17 protein-coding genes are annotated in these 18,263 nt (G+C 57.8%); 6 read left to right on the forward strand and 11 right to left on the reverse strand.

Features of this window, described 5'->3' with window-relative positions; genetic code table 11:
• Nucleotides 1-33: 33 nt before the first annotated feature.
• The 3 genes from EOM25_03380 to EOM25_03390 are packed head-to-tail and all read left to right on the forward strand — an operon-like array spanning nucleotide 34 to nucleotide 1,684.
• Complete coding sequence (locus tag EOM25_03380; GenBank protein NCC24231.1) at nucleotides 34-714, forward strand: serine/threonine protein phosphatase; 681 nt, start codon at nucleotides 34-36, stop codon at nucleotides 712-714.
• Nucleotides 711-1,484 carry an exodeoxyribonuclease III gene (gene xth / locus EOM25_03385; GenBank protein NCC24232.1) on the forward strand — a complete coding sequence of 258 codons (774 nt, stop codon included), beginning with the start codon at nucleotides 711-713 and terminating at the stop codon, nucleotides 1,482-1,484. The genes EOM25_03380 and xth overlap by 4 nt, the downstream gene beginning before the upstream one ends.
• The gene (locus tag EOM25_03390) at nucleotides 1,481-1,684 is read left to right on the forward strand and encodes a hypothetical protein (GenBank protein ID NCC24233.1); all 204 of its coding nucleotides are present in this window, start codon (nucleotides 1,481-1,483) and stop codon (nucleotides 1,682-1,684) included. Before xth ends, EOM25_03390 begins: the two co-directional genes overlap by 4 nt.
• An 81-nt stretch (nucleotides 1,685-1,765) precedes the next feature.
• Here the strand turns inward: EOM25_03390 and EOM25_03395 are convergent, their stop codons facing one another.
• From EOM25_03395 to murA, 5 genes are all read right to left on the reverse strand, one after another.
• Nucleotides 1,766-1,978: a zinc ribbon domain-containing protein gene (locus EOM25_03395; protein NCC24234.1), complete on the reverse strand. Its 213-nt coding sequence runs from the start codon at nucleotides 1,976-1,978 to the stop codon at nucleotides 1,766-1,768.
• A 15-nt stretch (nucleotides 1,979-1,993) separates the two neighbouring features.
• Nucleotides 1,994-2,179, reverse strand: coding sequence for a hypothetical protein (locus EOM25_03400; protein NCC24235.1), 186 nt, complete (start codon nucleotides 2,177-2,179; stop codon nucleotides 1,994-1,996).
• Nucleotides 2,180-2,374: 195 nt separating this feature from the next.
• Nucleotides 2,375-2,689 (reverse strand): adhesin, encoded by a 315-nt coding sequence (locus tag EOM25_03405; protein ID NCC24236.1) that lies wholly within the window; start codon nucleotides 2,687-2,689, stop codon nucleotides 2,375-2,377.
• 132 nt (nucleotides 2,690-2,821) lie between these two features.
• A complete protein-coding gene (locus tag EOM25_03410; protein ID NCC24237.1) occupies nucleotides 2,822-3,148 on the reverse strand; it encodes an adhesin in 327 nt (108 codons plus the stop codon).
• A 56-nt stretch (nucleotides 3,149-3,204) separates the two neighbouring features.
• Nucleotides 3,205-4,455, reverse strand: a complete 1,251-nt coding sequence (gene murA, locus EOM25_03415) for a UDP-N-acetylglucosamine 1-carboxyvinyltransferase (GenBank protein NCC24238.1) — start codon at nucleotides 4,453-4,455, stop codon at nucleotides 3,205-3,207.
• Nucleotides 4,456-4,705: 250 nt separating this feature from the next.
• Between murA and EOM25_03420 the strand changes: the two genes are divergently transcribed.
• The gene (locus EOM25_03420; GenBank protein NCC24239.1) at nucleotides 4,706-5,632 is read left to right on the forward strand and encodes a hypothetical protein; all 927 of its coding nucleotides are present in this window, start codon (nucleotides 4,706-4,708) and stop codon (nucleotides 5,630-5,632) included.
• 153 nt (nucleotides 5,633-5,785) lie between these two features.
• Nucleotides 5,786-6,193 carry a peptidylprolyl isomerase gene (locus EOM25_03425; GenBank protein ID NCC24240.1) on the forward strand — a complete coding sequence of 136 codons (408 nt, stop codon included), beginning with the start codon at nucleotides 5,786-5,788 and terminating at the stop codon, nucleotides 6,191-6,193.
• Between the two features lie 82 nt (nucleotides 6,194-6,275).
• On the opposite strand, the gene EOM25_03430 is transcribed toward EOM25_03425, so the two are convergent.
• From EOM25_03430 to EOM25_03455, 6 genes are all read right to left on the reverse strand, one after another.
• Nucleotides 6,276-6,740, reverse strand: coding sequence for a universal stress protein (locus EOM25_03430; GenBank protein ID NCC24241.1), 465 nt, complete (start codon nucleotides 6,738-6,740; stop codon nucleotides 6,276-6,278).
• 37 nt (nucleotides 6,741-6,777) lie between these two features.
• On the reverse strand, nucleotides 6,778-8,220 hold the full coding sequence (locus EOM25_03435; protein ID NCC24242.1) for a sodium:proton antiporter: 1,443 nt from the start codon (nucleotides 8,218-8,220) through the stop codon (nucleotides 6,778-6,780).
• 425 nt (nucleotides 8,221-8,645) lie between these two features.
• A complete protein-coding gene (locus EOM25_03440; GenBank protein NCC24243.1) occupies nucleotides 8,646-9,110 on the reverse strand; it encodes a universal stress protein in 465 nt (154 codons plus the stop codon).
• A gap of 37 nt (nucleotides 9,111-9,147) precedes the next feature.
• Entirely contained in the window at nucleotides 9,148-10,590 is a 1,443-nt protein-coding gene (locus tag EOM25_03445; GenBank protein ID NCC24244.1) for a sodium:proton antiporter, read from the reverse strand.
• A gap of 413 nt (nucleotides 10,591-11,003) precedes the next feature.
• Nucleotides 11,004-13,157: a bifunctional (p)ppGpp synthetase/guanosine-3',5'-bis(diphosphate) 3'-pyrophosphohydrolase gene (locus EOM25_03450; GenBank protein ID NCC24245.1), complete on the reverse strand. Its 2,154-nt coding sequence runs from the start codon at nucleotides 13,155-13,157 to the stop codon at nucleotides 11,004-11,006.
• 16 nt (nucleotides 13,158-13,173) lie between these two features.
• Entirely contained in the window at nucleotides 13,174-14,751 is a 1,578-nt protein-coding gene (locus tag EOM25_03455; GenBank protein NCC24246.1) for a peptide-binding protein, read from the reverse strand.
• A gap of 296 nt (nucleotides 14,752-15,047) precedes the next feature.
• On the opposite strand from EOM25_03455, the gene EOM25_03460 reads away from it, so the two are divergent.
• On the forward strand, nucleotides 15,048-18,257 hold the full coding sequence (locus tag EOM25_03460; GenBank protein ID NCC24247.1) for an ATP-dependent helicase: 3,210 nt from the start codon (nucleotides 15,048-15,050) through the stop codon (nucleotides 18,255-18,257).
• Nucleotides 18,258-18,263: the final 6 nt, after the last annotated feature.

Here is an 18,263-nt window from a genome sequence, read left to right on the forward strand (position 1 = left end):
GGTACGGACAAAAGATCACAAGAGGAATGTGTTATGACCGACTCGCGACATGTCTGGGTCGCCTTTGGCGACATTCACGAAAACCTGTCATTTCTGCAAGGAATTCCCGAGCTGGCCAGTGCCGACGGAGTCCTCATCACCGGGGACCTGACCAACCGGGGCGACCGGGCCTCGGCCGCCCGGATTCTCGATCGCGTGGCCGCCATCAATCCCCGCATACTGGCCCAGATCGGCAACATGGACCGATCCGAGGTCGACGACCTCCTCTCTACCCGAGGATACAACGTCCACCGACAGGTCGTCGAGCTGGCCCCGGGCCTCGTCCTCATGGGCATTGGCTGGTCGACGCCAACTCCCTTCGGCACTCCGTCCGAAGTCGAGGACAAGGTCATCGCCGCCTGGATCGAGGAAACCTACGCCAAGGTCGATCAGGACTCGAAACTGGTGGCCATGATCCACAATCCTCCTTTGAACACGGCCACGGACCGCCTCATGAACGGCACCCCCATCGGCAGCCAAGCCGTACGCGACTTCATCGAGCTCCGCCAGCCAGCCCTCTGCCTGACCGGACACATCCATGAATCCAGGGCCCTGGACCGTCTGGGCAAAACGATCGTCGTCAACCCCGGGAACTTCGGATCCGGCGGCTACGCCCTGGTCACCTACGACGGCCGAGACGTCCGGGCCGAAATCCTCCAGGCCGGACGCCCATGAAAATCTACTCGTGGAACGTCAACGGCTTCCGGGCCGTTGTCGGCAAGGGATTCTGGGATTGGTTCCGGTCCTGTGACGCCGATGTTGTCTGTCTTCAGGAAGTCAAGGCCGAACAGGGCCAACTTGCCGAGGAACACCAGCGGATCGACGGCTATGAAATCGCCTGGAACGCCTCCTCGGTCAAGAAAGGATACTCTGGAACGGCCTGCTTCTACCGGGTTCCGCCCCTGACCGTCAGCACCGGTCTTCCCGACGGACGATTCAAGGGTGAAGGCCGGGTCGTCCGCCTTGAATACCCCGATTACCATCTCCTGAACATCTATTTCCCCAACGGCCAGATGAGCGACGAACGTCTGCGGTTCAAACTCGGTTTCTACGACGCTTTTCTCCAATACGCCGAGGACCTCCGGGCCCACAAGCCGGTCGTCGTCTGCGGAGACTTCAACACCGCTCACAAGGAAATCGACCTCAAGAACCCCAAGGCCAACGAGGATCGTTCCGGCTTCCTGCCCGTTGAAAGGGAATGGATGGACCGCTTCGTGGCTCAAGGCTATGTGGACACCTTCCGCATGTTCTGTTCGGAACCGGACCATTACTCCTGGTGGTCCTACCGCTTCGGGGCCAGATCACGGAACGCGGGATGGCGGATCGACTATTTCTTCGTCTCCTGTGAACTTGAATCCCGCATCCAAAAAGCCTGGATCGAGCCCCATGTCCAAGGTTCAGACCACTGCCCCGTCGGAATTGAAATCGGGGAACAGGCCTCATGAGCCTTCCCGATCTTGAACGCCGTCTGGCGGATCTGGCCGAGGCCAGAAACTGCGATCTCACGGAGTTTAAAAACCACAAGGAAGACCGCACGTCCATCCTCCAGGCTGTCACCCGACTCCCTCTTTGGTGCCGTCAGGCCCTGCCCGAAATAGACGAGTCCCTGGCCAGTCTCGAAGCCGAATCCAAAGACCAAAATTGAAAAGGCCGCCAACGATCAACATCGTCGGCGGCCAAAATTCATGCCGTTTCTCGGTCCCGGACCGGGGCCAGTCTACGGGGCTCAGGAAAAACCGGCCCTTGGGGAGCAACTTCCCTGGGACCCAGCGGACAAGGACGGTACTCCCCCCGCCATGGCCCTGACTCCGGCCGAGATGACCTTCCGGGTCTTCTCGCATTTGCATTTCGGACAAGGGGGATTCTCCTTGGAACTGATGGATTGGATCGTCTCGAACACCTGCCCGCAATCGCTGCACTCGAACTCGTAGATCGGCATATCTCCTCCCGATAATCAGCAGCCCTTGGCATTAGAGTCCAGGGAACCGTCTGCCGTGGCCACCAACAGGCCACTTCCTTCCCGTGCATGAACCCGCAAAGGACCCATATGTTTGGCCACGGACCCGGCCACGGCAAATGCGTACATTCCTGTCCGTATCATGACGTCATCGACCTGGGCCTCTTCCAGAGCCAGGGTCAATTTCGGACCCCTTCACCCGACGCCGAAATCAATCCGGATGGTTTTCGGCTGCCGGTCATGGAAAAAAACATCCAGAAAGGCCAAGGCTTCAGGGGTTACGGTCAGCATATTTCTGAGAAAGACAGAAAGACATCGGCCCGAGGCCGAAAAAAGGGGCACAAATAATGCGCCCCTGAACAATTAATAGACTTGGTATCAGCAGGTGGAGCAAGAAGAACAGGAACTGCAGCTCCCGCCCGACTCCATCTGCATGCTCGATTTAACATTGAAACCGTAGTAATGATCGAAGTCGACCTTCATCGGTGCCGCTGTCTGGGCCAAGGCCTTGTCGACCACGAACATGAACCCTTCCACATCGAATACATCGTCGGAATCTTTTTGCTCATCCAGAGCAAGTGCCAATTTTGGCCCACCTCAGCCAGCGGCCATATACACCCGTATGGACGGCCGTTCCTTGCCCTCGAAATGCTGTTCCAGTTGTTCCTGGGCAGGCTTTGTCAACTCAAGCATCCACTCCCTCCTTGAAAAAGTATGTGAACTGTGTTGGTAAATATCCCCAATCCATTTGTCAAACCTATAGTGGTCTGAAACGAGCTGTCAAGACATAAACACATAAATATCCTCGTAGAGCGACCATCCGCGTCATGAAGAACAGGATGAACACGAGGAACAGGATGAACACGAGGAGCAGGAGTCGGAATCCAGCTCCAAGCTCGACCGGATGGCCACCCCCGTACATTCGTTGAAATCGATTTCAAAAGGTGAGCCGGTCAGGGAAAGGGACTTGTCGATCACGAACTTGAATCCGTCCGCTTCCCGAACATCGTCGGTGGACTTGACCTTGTCGATTCCCAGACCGAGACGCGCCCCTCCCTTGCCAACCTCCAGATGAATCCGGATCGGCGGTCTTTCTCCACTATTGAACTGTTTCTCCAAAACTTCTTTGGCTTTTTGGGTCAATGTCACCATCTTTTTTCTCCGCTTTTCGGCCAGACCTCATGCCCGGCCAGTTTTGATCTCTGTCTTTACTCCGGAACCCGTTCTATATCAGCACCGACCGATTGGAGCTTGACCTCCATGCGCTCGTATCCCCGATCCAAGTGATAGATCCGACGGACCTCGGTCACGCCTTCGGCAGCCAACCCGGCCAGAACGAGACAGGCGCTGGCCCGCAGGTCCGAGGCCATGACCGGCGCTCCTTGGAGCCTCTCAACCCCTCGAACCAGGGCCGACTGGCCGGTCAGCCTGATCTTGGCCCCCATTCGGACAAGCTCCAGAACGTGCATGAACCGATTCTCGAAAATGCTTTCCTCGATCAGTCCCGAGCCTCCGGAAACGCACATCAGGGCCATGATTTGGGCCTGCATGTCCGTTGGAAAGCCTGGATGAGGAAGGGTGACGACATCCACCCCGTTCAAGGGCCCATCGACCCGGACAAGAACCCCGTCGGCCCTCTCTTCGATCCAGACTCCCATCTCCCGGAGCTTGTAGACTACCGGGTCCAGATCGGCCATCGGGCAATCCTCGAGCAGAAGTTCCCCACCGGTGATGGCTGCGGCCACCATGTAAGTGCCGGCCTCGATCCTGTCGGACATGACCCTGTAGTCGCATCCGTGCAGGGATTCCACCCCGTCGATGGTCAACACGCTGGTCCCCTGGCCGCTGATCATGGCCCCGCAGGCGTTCAGGAAATTGCAGAGATCGACGACCTCCGGTTCCCTGGCCGAGTTTTCCAGGACAGTCCGGCCCTGGGCCAGGGCCGCGGCCATGACCAGATTTTCCGTTCCACCAACCGTGGGAAAATCGAAATGAATTCTTGCTCCCTGCAGTCGGTCGCATTGCCCCTGGATGTACCCGGCCTCCAACTCGAACTTTGCCCCCATCTGCTCAAGGGCCTTGAGATGGAGGTCCACGGGCCTGGCCCCGATGGCGCACCCGCCGGGCAGGGCGACCCTGGCCCGACCCAGTCGACCCAGAAGAGGGCCCAGACAGAGGACCGAAGCCCGCATGGTCCTGACCAGATCGTAAGGGGCCTCTTCCTCGGAGGCACTGCCCTGGATCCTGACCAGATCGTCCTCGTACGTCACCCGACACCCCAACAGAGACAGCAGGCGGATGGTAGTCGTGATGTCACGCAGCCTCGGCACGTTGCGCAGGCGAACGACCTCGTCGGTCATCATGGCCGCGAACAGAATCGGCAACGAGGCGTTCTTGGATCCGCTGACCCTGATGCTGCCCTTGAGCGTGTTCCCGCCTCTGATAATGAGTTTGTCCATACTCCTCCCAAATAATCATCGTGGCCTGCCGGCAAGCATCGGACACTAGCCAAGGACGAGCCTGCCGTAAACACCGGGACCGCGTGAAAAATCGAGAAATCGGCCGGGAAAATAAACCCCAGGGCCCACAATGTTCCGGCTAAATTTCACACTCGGCCCGGCTTGATTTGCCGAGGCTTCTTGCGTAGCGGCACATTGAGGCTAGAAGATTCCCAATCAATCGAAAACCAAGCTGTCACTGGAGTTGGGGATGATCCACCTTTTTCACTGTCCGTCCATGAATGACTTGGCCAAACGAATCCAGGCCCTCCATCCTGAGGACATCCGCCTGGGATCGGTCAAGTGGGCCTATTTCCGGGACGGGTTCCCGAACCTGAAAATCGAAAACGCCGCCGCCCTGCGCAACGGCCACGTCGTGTTTTTGGCCACCTTGACCGAACCTGCCGAGCTTTTTGCCCAACTGGCCGTGATTTTCGAACTGCCGCGCTACGCGGTCCGGTCCTTCAAGCTCATCCTGCCGTATTTTCCCACCGGGACCATGGAACGGGTCGAGGAGGAGGGAGAAATCGCCACCGCCGCCACTCTGGCCCGCCTCCTCTCGGACATCCCCCTGACCATGTCCGGCCCGGCCCAGATCGTCATCTTCGACATCCACGCCCTGCAGGAGCGCTTCTATTTTTCCAACCGGGTCATTCCCCGCCTGGAGTCGGCCGTGCCCCGGCTCAAACGCAGAATCGAAGACCTGCCGGACCTGGCCATCGCCTTTCCCGACCAAGGGGCATGGAAGCGTTTCGGCCGCATGTTCCCGGAATACCCCCAGATCGTCTGTCTCAAGGCCAGGCACGGCGACCAGCGCGGAGTAATCGTCAAGGAGGGCGAGCCCCAGGACCGGCATGTTGTCATCGTCGACGATCTGATCATGTCCGGAGGCACCCTGGTCGAATGCAAAAACGCCCTCCTGACCGCCGGGGCTTCCCGGGTCAGCGCCTTCGCCACCCACGGCGTCTTTCCGGACGAAAGCTGGCACCGCCTCGAAAACCAGGGGTTCGAAACCATCTGGATCACCGACTCCTGTCCGATGCAGGCCGCCCGAATCTCAGGCCGCCTACCCTTTGAGATCCTGTCTCTGGACGAGGATCTGGGCAGAATCGTTCACGAACCGTTGCTCTGTGTCTGAAGCCTTCCTTGTCGTCCTTGTCCCCAAGAGGTCCAACGACCACAAAGCCTCGCCAACGGCCGATTTGACCCCCAGGCCGGGACCCCGTAGAGAACTGCCTCCTTTCAAGCCATAAATCGAGGAGTCTTCATGAAACTGGAAGAAAAATTGGGAATGGCCACCGTGCACTACACCGGGACTCTGGATGACGGGACCGAATTCGACTCGTCCAGGGGCCGGGAACCGCTGTCCTTCCGACTGGGCTGCAGCGAGGTCATCAAAGGGTTTGAAGAAGCCGTGCAGGGGCTGACGCCCGGCCAAAACGTCAAGGTCGTCATCCCGGCCGACGAGGCCTATGGTCCCAGACGGGAGGACATGGTCGTCTCCATACCTCGGGGACAATACCCTGACGGGATGCCCCAAGAGCTCGGAACCACCATCGGCCTCAGAACTCCGGATGGCATGGAGATTCCGGCCACGATCGTCGAATTCTCGGACGAAAATGTCATCCTGGACGCCAATCACCCTCTGGCTGGCGAGCGTCTGACCTTCGACATAGAACTGGTCAGCCTCGAAAACTGACCCGCTCTTTGCCTTAGCGCAAAAACGGGCCGGCCTCCCAAAACAGGGAGACCGGCCCGTTTAATTTCGGCCCAGGCCGTGGCTACAGCCCGCAGGCGCCCTGCAGATACTTCTTCCGAAGGTTGCGGGTGACCAACACCGGACAGGTGGCCCCTTCCAGAACGCGGGTGACCACGCTGCCCATGATCACGTTCTCCAGGACGGACAGCCCCCTCGAACCGATGACGATCAAATCGCAATCCAGCTCTTCCTGCATGTTGAGAATGACATAGTCGGGACGGCCGCTGCGGGCCACCAGTTCGACATCCATTTTGCAAGGCTCGAGTATCTTTCGGTATTCCTCCAGGAGTTCCATGGACTTGGCATGGGCCTCCTGGCGGAGTTCCTCGCCTTTTTTCCCGCCGATGGTCACACTGATGGGGTCCGAGACATGCAGCAGATACAATTTCGGATTCTTTGCGTTGATCAGATGGGCCGCATATCTGGCCGCGTTTTTGGAGGAATCCGAACCATCCACCGGTATCAACACTTTTTCGACTTTGATCATGTTTGACTCTCCCTGGCGGACAGGCCGCCGCTTTCGATTAATGGAAGAAGAGGATGTTCATCAGAATGAAGCACGGCACCAGGATACCCACCGACCAGGCCATGTACCCAAAGAAGCTGGGCATCTTGACCCCGCCCGATTCGGCGATAGACCGGACCATGAAGTTGGGGGCGTTGCCGATATAGGTGTTGGCTCCCATGAAGACCGCTCCGGCCGAAATGGCCAGCAGGGTGCCCACCTCGCTCATGAGTCGCTGAGGATCGCCTCCGGCGGTGTTGAAGAACACCAGATAAGTCGGAGCGTTATCCAGAAAACTCGACAGACCGCCAGTCAGCCAGAAGTACATGGTATGGTTGTCCATGCCTTCGGCTGTCTTGACCATGGCGATGACGCTCCGCAGAGCTCCGTCCATGCCGGCCCGCAGGATGGAAATGGCCGGAATCATGGAGATGAAGATTCCGGCAAAGAGCTTGGCCACTTCGCGGATTGGTTCCCAGTCGAACTCGTTGCGGCGTCGGATCTCCGAAGGAGTGATCTTCAGGCTGATTATGGCCAGAACGAGGAGCAGGACGTCCCTGACGACGTTCTGTAATTCCACATGGACGTGGTACACGGTGAACCCGCCCTCGGGCTTCCACATGCCGCTCATAAGCACGCCGCCGACCACACCGGCCAGCAGAGCCAGGTTGGGGAGACCTTCCAGGCGCAGACGTCCGTCCTGGCCAGCGGTCGGGGACTCGGGCCGGCCTTCCTTGTTGAAGAGGAAGGTGTCTATGGCGAAATACACGGCCAGCAGGATGGCCGAGAGAACCGCGAAGGGAATGAACATGTGGACCGTGGTCCAGAAAAAGGACACGCCCTTCAAAAAGCCCAGGAACAGTGGCGGGTCGCCGAGGGGCGTCAGGCTTCCTCCGATGTTGGCCACCAGAAAGATGAAAAAGACGATGGTATGGACCTTGTATCTGCGGTGGGCGATAGCCCGCATGAGCGGACGGATGAGGAGCATGGCCGCACCAGTGGTTCCCATCCAACTGGCCAGAAGGGTACCAATCAATAAAATGACCGTGTTGACCTGTGGCTTGCCCACCAGGGAGCCGCGAAGGCAGACTCCGCCGGCAATGGTGAACAACGAGAAAAGCAGAATGATGAAAGAGACATATTCAAGGGCCAGGGTGTGGACCACGGCGTATAACGCCATGTCAAACCCGTGGACTATGGCGAAGGGTACCAAAAAGGCCAGGCCCCAGAAAGCGGCCACCTTGCCATAATGATGGTGCCAGAAATGGGGTATGGCCAGGGGCATGATAGCGATGGACAAGAGCATACAGGCAAAAGGGACGACCCAAAGCACTCCAAGGTGTTTTCCGATTTCCTCAGCCTCATGATGCAGATCACCTGCGGCCAATGCATCCGTCAACAGCCCGAACAGGCCCAGACCAATGACGGCCAGGCAGAAAAACCAGACAAAATTTTTTCGCATCCGACATTCTCCTTTTGGGCCGCGGGAAACAGCGGCTCTCTTTTGAGTCCATCGAAAATGACATCCTCATCGAGATGTCCCGCCTCTACCGAAAAAGTCCGGAGAAAAAACTCCGGCCCATCCTTGATGCGCCCGGCACGACTTCCGTCCACGGCCATGAAATGGACCCGCCCATGGACAGCTTGGTTTCCACCCATCTGTCCGTGCTGAGAAAGTCCTGACTCGCAGAACATGACGTACCCGCCGAGCTCCATATGCCTTCCCTTGGACAAGGGCAATACCCTCGGCAGCGCCCCCTCTTCTTGGGATTTTCAACTTGATGACGAGATGGATCAATGCTTCTCGGCGACATACCTCCAGCAAGACAAAAAAAAGGCCGGCCCCCATTCGAGGACCGGCCCTGTCAAAGATGTTCGGGCATGGAATCAGATTCCGCAGGCCCCCTGCAAGTATTTTTTTCTCAGATTGCGGGTGACCAGCACCGGGCAGGTCGCCCCTTCCAGAACGCGGGTGACCACGCTGCCCATAATCACGTTCTCCAAGACAGACAACCCCCTCGAACCAATGACGATCAAATCGCACTCCAGTTCTTCTTGCATATTGAGAATGACATAATCGGGACGCCCGCTGCGGGCCACCAGCTCGACATCCATTTTGCAAGGTTCGAGCATCTTCCGGTATTCCTCCAGGATCTCCATGGACTTGGCCTGGGCCTCCTGGCGCAACGCCTCTCCTTTTTTCCCACCGATGGTCACGCTGATGGGGTCCGAGACATGAAGCAGATACAACTTCGGATTCTTTGCGTTGATCAGATGCGCGGCATATCTTGCCGCATTCTTGGAGGAATCCGAACCATCCACCGGTATCAGCACTCGTTCGACTTTGATCATTTTTGAACCTCCCTGGCGGACGGGCCGCCGCTTTCGATTAGTGGAAGAAGAGGATGTTCATCAGGATGAAGCACGGCACCAGGATGCCCACCGACCAGGCCATGTACCCGAAAAAGCTGGGCATCTTGATCCCTCCAGTTTCCGCGATGGACCGGACCATGAAATTCGGGGCATTGCCGATGTACGTGCAGGCGCCGAAAAAGACCGCACCGGCCGAGATGGCCAGCAACGTGCCGACCTCGGTCATGAGCCGCTGTGGATCGCCCCCGGCCGTATTGAAGAACACGACGTAGGTCGGGGCGTTGTCCAGAAAGGCGGACAGGGAGCCGGTCAGCCAGAAATACATGGTGTGGTTGTCCAGGCCTTCCGCAGTTCTGACCATGGAGATGAGTCCCCGCAGGGCTCCGTCCATGCCGGCGCGAAGGATGGAAATGGCCGGGATCATGGAAATGAAGATGCCCGCAAAAAGCTTGGCCACCTCCCTAATGGGTTCCCAGTCGAATTCGTTGCGCCGCCGGATCTCCGGCGCCGTGATCTTCAGGCTGACGATGGCCAAAGCGACCAGCAGGATGTCCCGGATGATGTTCTGAAGTTCCACGTGCACTTCGTACACTGTCAACTCGATCCCGGGCTTCCACATGCCGCTCATGAGCACGCCGCCGACCACGCCGGCCAGCAGGGCCAGGTTGGGGAGACCTTCCAGGCGCAAACGTCCGTCCTGCCCGGCGGTCGGAGACTCGGGACGCCCTTCCTTGTTGTAGAGGAAGGTATCGAGAGCGAAATACACGGCCAGCAGGATAGCCGAGAGAACCGCAAAGGGGATGAACATGTGGACCGTGGTCCAGAAAAAGGACACGCCCTTCAAAAAGCCCAGAAACAGGGGTGGATCGCCCAGAGGCGTCAAACTGCCCCCAATATTGGCCACCAGAAAAATGAAAAAGACGATGGTGTGGACCTTGTACTTGCGATGGGCGATGGCCCGCATGAGCGGCCGGATGAGAAGCATGGCCGCGCCCGTGGTGCCCATCCAGCTGGCCAGCAGGGTCCCGATCAGGAGGATGACCGTGTTGACCTGAGGCTTACCCACCAGGGAGCCGCGAAGGCAGACTCCCCCGGCAATGGTGAACAACGAAAAAAGCAGGATGATAAAAGAGATGTACTCCAGAAACATGACATGCAGCACATTGTAGACGGCTAGGCTGAATCCGTAGACCAGGGCATACGGTACGATGAAGGCCGCCCCCCAAAAAACAGCCACCTTGCCGTAGTTGTGGTGCCAGAAATGGGGGATGACCAGGGGCATGATGGCAATGGACAAAAGCAGCCCGGCAAAAGGAACTGCCCAAAGCACCCCCATCTGCTTCCCGATTTCATCTGCCGCATGATGCAACCCGCCGGCGGCCCAGGCTTCTGATCCCGCCCCGAGCATTCCCAGACCCATGACCGCCAGGCAGAAAAACCAGCCGAAATGTCTTCTCATTCGATGTTCTCCTTTTGGGCCGTCGTCCCACTGACGGCCGGCTCATTTGCAGGTTCAGGACATCGACGACAATGCCCAGCCACTTCCTGTTCAGACAAAAAGGGGTCCGACCAATCCGTATTCCGAACACGACAGATGCCGTATAGCCGTATGTCAGGCCGAAACACTGGATGTGGCCATCTCCCGACCTATGTGATGACGGCCTCTGAAACCCAAAGAGGCCTTTGTCTCGGAACGAAACGTCGGGCTGTGGAGTATCTTTTCGCTAACGGATTTTTTCGTCTGAAGCAAGCGAAAGACGAGCGTCTTGCCGGGCAATCCGGCGAGGCGAATCTTGACCATACGGCAAAGGCCAGGGTTTTGGGCAAAACCCCATGTGCGGCTGTTTGCAAGACCGGGCTTGAAAAAACGGTTCAGCCTGTGGTCAGACGAACCACCTCGTGGATCGACTTGAGCTTGCGAAGTTTTTCGATGGTCCGGTAGAGATGGGACGAATCATTGACCTCGATGGTGAAGACCATCTCCGACTTGCCGTCGGGCTCGGACCTGAACATGCCGGAATCGATGTTCACCTGCTGATCGGCCAACAGCCTCGACACTTGGGCCAGCACGCCCCGCTCGTTCGCGCAGACCATCCGGATCTTGACCGGAAACGACTTCTCGACCTCGCTCTCCCAACTGACATCGATGAGCCGCTCTTCCTCCATATTGGCCACGTTCGGGCAGTCTGTGGTATGCACGGTCACCCCTCGACCGCGGCTGATATACCCGATGATCGGATCTCCAGGGAGGGGGTTGCAGCACTGGGCGAAGCGAATAAGCACGTCGTCGATTCCCCGGATGCAGACCGCCGACTTGCCGCCTTTGGTCTTCTGATCTCTGGAAGCCTCGGGTCTGCGCTCCTCGGAAACATCCTCTCCGGTCTCCGCAGGCTTCGGCAGCAGGTGGTTTAGAACCTGCCTCGGGGTGATCCGGGCGTAGCCTACCGAGGAGAGCAAATCGTCGACCCCCTGGAAGGACATTTCCTTGGCCAAAGCCTCCAGACGGCCATCCCGCATGGCCCGGCCGACGTTGACACCCATCTTGCGGCCTTCCTTCTCGAGCATCTCCTTGGCCAGACTGATGCTCCGCTCCCGCTCCTCGGTCCTGATCCATTGCTTAATCCTGGTCCTGGCCTTGGCTGTCTTAACGAATTGCAGCCAGTCCCGACTCGGATGCCGGTCGGCGGAGGTCAGGATCTCGATCGTGTCGCCATTGACCAGGGCGGTGTTCAAGGGAACGAGTTTGCCGTTAACCTTGGCCCCAGTGCAGTGATCCCCCACCTGAGTGTGGATCAGATAGGCGAAATCCACGGGCGTAGCCCCTTCGGGCAGTTCCTTGACCTGTCCGCGGGGGGTAAAAACGTACACCTCGTCCTGAAAGAGGTCGAACCGAAGAGACGACATGAACTCCCGGGCATCCTTGGACTCGTTCTGCCAGTCCAGGATCTGCCTGAGCCAGCTGAAACGGTTGGCGTCCTTGTCCCTGACCTTGCCCCCCTCCTTGTAAAGCCAGTGCGAGGCCACTCCGTATTCCGCCAACTGGTGCATTTCCTCGGTCCGGATCTGAATCTCGATGCGTTCCCCGTCGGGACCGATGACCGTGGTGTGCAGACTCTGGTACATGTTGGCCTTGGGCATCGAAATATAGTCCTTGAACTTGCCCGGCACCGGCTTCCATTCGGAGTGGACAAGGCCCAAAACCGTGTAGCAATCCTTGAGGCTCTCGACCTGAACCCTGAAGGCGATCAAATCATAGACCTGATCTAGGGTGAGCCGCTGGGTGACCATCTTGTGATAGATGCTGTAGACATGCTTGATCCTGCCGGAAACCTTGGCTTTGATGCCGTTTTCCACCAGGAGTCGGCGCAAAAACTCGCAGACCTTGTCGATATAATCCTGGCCCGCCTGGTGGGCGCTGGACAACTCGTGGGAAATCTGGGCCCAGACATCCGGCCGTGTGTACCTTAGACCTAGATCCTCCAATCGTATCTTGAGCCGGTAGAGGCCCAGTCGGTTGGCCAGTGGAGCGTAAATATCCAGGGTCTCCTGACCGATGGCCCGCTGTTTGTAATCCTTCTGGTGTTCCAGGGTCAGCATGTTGTGGAGGCGGTCGGCCAGCTTAACCAGGATGACCCGGATGTCATCGGCCATGGCCAGGATCATCTTCCGGATGTTCTCGGCCTGGGCCTGTTCCTTGGAGGCGAACTGCATCTTGCTGATCTTGGTCACCCCGTCCACGATCTGGGTCACCTCGGCCCCGAACTGGTGTTCGATGTCCTCCAGGGAGGCCTTGGTGTCCTCCACCGTGTCATGCAGGAGCCCGGCGCAGATGGTTGCCGCGTCCAGTTGGAATTCGGCCAGAATATTGGCCACCTCCAGGGGATGGGACAGGTAGGGCTCGCCCGAGAGGCGAATCTGTCCGGCATGGGCCGCCGCCGAGAAGACGTAGGCCTTCTGGATCAGAGCCTGATCGCCCAGAGACATATATCCGGAAACCTTGTCGATGATTTCATTGATGCGGATCATGGGAAACCGGCTCCCTTCAGGGCTGGGCAATGGGTCTGACTCGCTGGGCTTCGCTCGGGACCCACCAGCGGTCGAAATTGTAGGTGATCCCAGCCGGCGCGGGTTTGACGCCCTGGAATCGGGCCTGAAGAATCGGCAGGGACATGGGCACGTAGAGGAAGGTGTAGGGTTGGTCGCGGTGCAGAATTTCCTGAATCCGGTCGTACATGACCTTCCGATCGGCGGTATCCAAGGTCGATCGGCCCCGCTCCAGCAATGCGTCCAATTCCTCGTCCTTGTATCCCACAAAATTGAGCCCCCCGGGTTCAGCCTTGGACGAGTGCCAGACATCGAACAGGTCCGGGTCCTGCAAAATGTTCCAGCCAAGAAGAACGGCATCGAACCGCCTCTTGTCCACAAACTCCTTGATGAAGGTTGCCCACTCCACGGTCCGGATCTCGACCTTGATGCCTATCTTCTTTAGCCTATGTTGGATGATGGTCGCCGTCTTGATCCGCATATCGTTGCCCTGGTTGGTCAGGATGGTAAAGAAAAACGGCAGGCCGTCGCGGTCCAGAACCCCGTCTCCGTCCGAATCGGTCCACCCCTCCTCGGCCAGAAGGGCCAAGGCGGCCTCGGGATCAAAGCCCCATGGAACGATATCCCGGTTGTAGACCCAGGTTCCTGGCTTATACGGACCCACGGTGGGCTCGCCCAGTCCCAAAAGGACTCCTTTGACGATCTCCTCGGTGTCGATGGCCATGGTCAGAGCCCTTCTGACCTTGGCCGATGAGAACAGGGGCAGATCCAGATTGTACCCCAGATAGACGTAACTGAAGGAAAGATATTCGAATTTTCGGAACTCGCTGTCCCATGAGTCCCCGCCGGTCTGAAAGAGGTATTGCTGGGGCGAGAGATTCATCATGTCGAGGCCCCCTGCCTTCAGTTCCAAAAACATGGTTGCGCTGTCCGGAATGATCCGGTAGATGACTTGGTCAAGATGTGGCCTGCCGAGAAAATAGTCCTCGTTGGCCCTCAGGACGATCCTCCGTCCCGGATCCCACGCCTCCAGCCTGAAGGCCCCGGCCCCCACCGGATTCCGGCTGTATGTGGTCTGCAAAAGGTCCTCTCCCTCGAGCACGTGTCTTGGCAGAATACTGTGGGCCCAGGTTACCAGGGACCGGGCAAAGACCTCCTTGTACCGAACCACGAAGGTATAGCGTCCCGTGGTCTCAAAGGACTCGATCCGCTTGTAGTCCTCGGCGTATGCCGTGGGGGTCTTGGGGTCGATCATCAGCCTGTAGGTGAACTCCACATCGTCGGCCGTCAGTTCCCGACCGTCAAACCAACGGATGCCTTCCCTGAGTTTGAAACTGAGGGTTAGCCCCCCGTCCTCCACGGTGTACCATTCCGCGGCCCATGGGACGATACGGATATCCTTGTCGTAGCGAAGCGGAGCCACGTAGAGATGGGCAGCCAATTCGTGGGAAGCCGAGTCCGAGGCCAAAGGTGGGATCAGATTGCTCGGCTCGCCGAGAGATCCGAGCAAAATCCGGCCACCATCCACGGGCGGTCCAACGCTGGTCGTGGAGTTTTCAGGCGACCGTTCGGCCATCTCCGTATCCGACTCCCGGCCGCAACCTTGAAAAAAAATGGCCGCTCCGAGAAGACAGAGAAGGGCCAGGCAGAGGTCGAGACGAATATTATTTCTCCAATATTTTGTTTTTATAGAGATTTCGTTCAAATATTCTTGATGAATCAATTTCTTTTTTCCTCTTGAAAAAAAATGGTGGCTTGATTAACTGGGTATAGTCGACCGTGCAATCGCCCATTCCGATTCATGGCTGAGTGCTGCGGTATGTCTGCGATCGTAAAGAGTCGGCAATGACTTTTCAAGGAGATATCTCGTCCATGTCCACTTCCGTTGAAACCAGGGTCCGGCAGATGCTCAACGACTTTGTGTCGGACAACATTCCCGAATACATTCTGGAGGGCTCGTCCGCCATACTGTCCGAGGGAGGCATTCAAAAACTTGAAATCCACCGCGAGGATTCCATCTGGGAGATCGAGGGCGTCATCCAGGGAGACGGCTTTCAGAAATACAACTCCGCCCTGGGTCTCAACCTCGACCAGGGCGGAGTGACCTTCTACTGCAATTGCCAGGATTCCTTTTCCGGGGTCTGCCGCCATGTCGGCGCGACCATCCTTGGCGCACTCTCGGAAATCAAGGACAAGAACGAAAACGCGTCCCAGATGATCACCCGGACCGACTGGCGACAGAGCTTCCGCCCCTTCTTCACCTCCGCACCCGAGCCAGAGCCCGGGCAGCACTATCTCATCTATCGATTCTACCCGGAACCGGGTCGGCTGATCGTCGAATTCTTTCGGGCCCGGCAGAATAAGTCAGGCCTATCAACGGTCCAGAATCCGGTCACCCTGGAGCAGATCGTCCGCAATCCATCTTGGTGCGAAATGGCTCCGGAACTGCCCAAGGTTGCCGAACAGATCGGCCAGTATCAAGACTATTACGGACACCGCATCGAAATCCCCAAAGGCCTTCTGACCTGGCTCTTCTGGACCATCCGCAACGAATTCTATCTCCTGAGGGAAGAGACCGAACAGCCGGTTAGGATCATTACCTCGCCCATGCGCCTCAAGATCAGCCCCCGACTGACCGAAAGCGGACTCTGCTTCGAAACCATGCTCGGCCGCGGCGACAAGGTCCCCTTCTCCATCATGGGACAAAACGCTTACTTCTACGGCCAGTTGCCCATCTGGGTCTACTGGAAAAAAAGCTTCTACCCGGTCCAGACCGGGTTGCCTCCATCCCTCATCCAGGAACTCGTCCACGAGTCTCCGTGCATCCCCCACGCGGACGTCTCGGAATTTTTGGACCGGGTCTGGACTCGGATTCCGGCTTCGGACCTTTTCGGTCAGGACGAATTCCTGGAACGGATGAAGCCCATCTTTATGCCCGCCAAGTACAACCCCAAACTCTTCCTCGGGGAAGAGGGAAGTCTCCTGACCCTGGAGATTCAGAACATCTACGAGACCGGACACGGGGAATTTCCCCTGCCCGGACCTAATCAAGATTTCCAGACCGGAAGTTACCAAACCGAAAGCGGATCCTACCTCATAAGGAGGGATCAAGACGGCGAGGAACGCCTCCTGACCATGCTGGCGGAGATGGACTTCCAGCCCAGGAACAGCTCCATGTGGTTTCTGGAACCCGAGGAGGCCATCGTCTTCCTGCTCGACGCCTATCCCAAGCTGGTCCAGGACTACCGGGTATATGGCGAGAAGGACCTGGCCAGATACAAGGTTCGACTGGCCACTCCCCATGTGGTGGCCAAGGTCGAAACCCAGGAGGACGACAAGTGGTTCAACCTGGACATTGAGGTCGACTACGAGGGCATGCGGGTGCCCATCGAGACCATCTGGAAGGCCTGGACCCAGGGCAAGCGCTATGTCCAATTGCGTGACGGATCCTACACCAGCCTACCCGAAAGCTGGCTGGAAAAGCTCGGTCACAAGCTCAAGGCCATGGGGCTGGACCCGGACAAGCCCCCGAAGAAAAATTTTCAGAACTACGAGGCTCCGGTTCTGGACAAGATCCTCGAGGACATCCCCGACACCGAATCCGACCAGTTCTGGGACAATTTGCGGGAAAAGATCCACCAGTTCAAGGAGGTCCGCCAGATCGAGGTTCCGGCCCAGGTCCAGGCCACCCTCAGACCATATCAGAAGCAGGGACTGAGCTACCTGAACTTCCTGCGCGAATACCACTTCGGAGGAATTCTGGCCGACGAGATGGGGCTGGGCAAGACCCTCCAGACCCTGTCCTTCCTCCAGTTCATGAAAAACATGAAACTCGAGGGTCCGAACCTCATCGTCGTCCCCACCTCGGTCCTTCCCAACTGGGAGCGGGAGGCCCAAAAATTTGTCCCAGGAATGAAGCAGCTCATCATCTATGGGTCACGGCGGGAAAACCTGTTCAAGCTCATCAAGGAGGCCGAGCTGGTCATCACCACCTACGCGCTGCTCCGCCGCGACCTGGACGAACTGCTCAAATTCGAGTTCAACTCCATCATCCTGGACGAGGCCCAGAACATCAAGAACCCAAACACCATCACCGCCCGGTCGGTCCGCAAGCTCCGGGCCAGGTTCCGGCTCTGTCTCTCGGGCACGCCCATTGAGAATAACCTTCTGGAACTCTGGTCCCTTTTCGAATTCCTTATGCCGGGTTTTCTCGGCTCCCAGAACGCCTTTCAGAAAGGCTTCGTGAAACCCATCAAGGACGGCGACCAGGAAAGCGTCGAATACCTCCAGGCCCGGGTCAAGCCCTTCATCCTGCGCCGGACCAAGTCCGAGGTGGCCAAGGACCTGCCGCCCAAGGTCGAGAACATCTATTACTGCGCCCTGGAGGACGAACAGGCCGAACTCTACGCCGCCCTGGCCAAGAAGCTCAAGGAGCAGGTCATGCAGCGGGTGGACGAGAAGGGCATCAGCCAGAGCCAAATGTCCATCTTGGACGCCCTTCTGAAGCTCCGCCAGATCTGTTGCCACCCGAGGCTCTTGAAACTGGACATGCCCGGGGTGACCACCAGCCTGACATCAGGCAAATTTACCGCCTTTAAGGATCTTGTCACCAACATCATTGAGGACGGGCACAAGGTCCTGGTTTTCTCCCAGTTTGTGCAGATGCTCCACATCATCCGGTCCTGGCTGGACATGAACAAGATCCCCTTCACCTATCTGGACGGATCAAGCAAGGATCGTTTCGAGCAGGTCGACCGTTTCAACAACGATCCGAACATCCCCATCTTCCTCATCTCCCTGAAGGCAGGAGGCACGGGCCTCAACCTGACCTCGGCCGACTACGTCATCCACTACGACCCATGGTGGAATCCGGCCGTGGAGGATCAGGCCACCGACCGCACCCACCGCATCGGTCAGACCCGCCAGGTCTTTTCCTACAAACTCATCTGCGAGAAAACAGTGGAAGAAAAGATTCTGAAGCTCCAGGAACAGAAAAAAGGCATCGCCGACTCGATCATTCCCGGCCAGACGGCCTGGAAGCAGTTGACCAGAAACGATCTGGAAATGCTCTTCGAAATCTGATCGACG

Source organism: Deltaproteobacteria bacterium, from assembly GCA_009929795.1.
Lineage (GTDB): Bacteria > Desulfobacterota > Desulfovibrionia > Desulfovibrionales > Desulfomicrobiaceae > RZZR01.

Excerpts from the sequence above, each read along its gene's own strand:
- EOM25_03390 (NCC24233.1), top strand. The coding sequence starts at position 1,481 with ATGAGCCTTCCCGATCTTGAACGCCGTCTGGCGGATCTGGCCGAGGCC.
- EOM25_03410 (NCC24237.1), bottom strand. The coding sequence starts at position 3,148 with ATGGTGACATTGACCCAAAAAGCCAAAGAAGTTTTGGAGAAACAGTTC.
- EOM25_03450 (NCC24245.1), bottom strand. The coding sequence starts at position 13,157 with ATGATCCGCATCAATGAAATCATCGACAAGGTTTCCGGATATATGTCT.
- EOM25_03460 (NCC24247.1), top strand. The coding sequence starts at position 15,048 with ATGTCCACTTCCGTTGAAACCAGGGTCCGGCAGATGCTCAACGACTTT.
- EOM25_03445 (NCC24244.1), bottom strand. The coding sequence starts at position 10,590 with ATGAGAAGACATTTCGGCTGGTTTTTCTGCCTGGCGGTCATGGGTCTG.
- xth (NCC24232.1), top strand. The coding sequence starts at position 711 with ATGAAAATCTACTCGTGGAACGTCAACGGCTTCCGGGCCGTTGTCGGC.
- murA (NCC24238.1), bottom strand. The coding sequence starts at position 4,455 with ATGGACAAACTCATTATCAGAGGCGGGAACACGCTCAAGGGCAGCATC.
- EOM25_03425 (NCC24240.1), top strand. The coding sequence starts at position 5,786 with ATGGCCACCGTGCACTACACCGGGACTCTGGATGACGGGACCGAATTC.
- EOM25_03435 (NCC24242.1), bottom strand. The coding sequence starts at position 8,220 with ATGCGAAAAAATTTTGTCTGGTTTTTCTGCCTGGCCGTCATTGGTCTG.
- EOM25_03455 (NCC24246.1), bottom strand. The coding sequence starts at position 14,751 with ATGGCCGAACGGTCGCCTGAAAACTCCACGACCAGCGTTGGACCGCCC.
- EOM25_03420 (NCC24239.1), top strand. The coding sequence starts at position 4,706 with ATGATCCACCTTTTTCACTGTCCGTCCATGAATGACTTGGCCAAACGA.
- EOM25_03440 (NCC24243.1), bottom strand. The coding sequence starts at position 9,110 with ATGATCAAAGTCGAACGAGTGCTGATACCGGTGGATGGTTCGGATTCC.
- EOM25_03380 (NCC24231.1), top strand. The coding sequence starts at position 34 with ATGACCGACTCGCGACATGTCTGGGTCGCCTTTGGCGACATTCACGAA.
- EOM25_03395 (NCC24234.1), bottom strand. The coding sequence starts at position 1,978 with ATGCCGATCTACGAGTTCGAGTGCAGCGATTGCGGGCAGGTGTTCGAG.
- EOM25_03430 (NCC24241.1), bottom strand. The coding sequence starts at position 6,740 with ATGATCAAAGTCGAAAAAGTGTTGATACCGGTGGATGGTTCGGATTCC.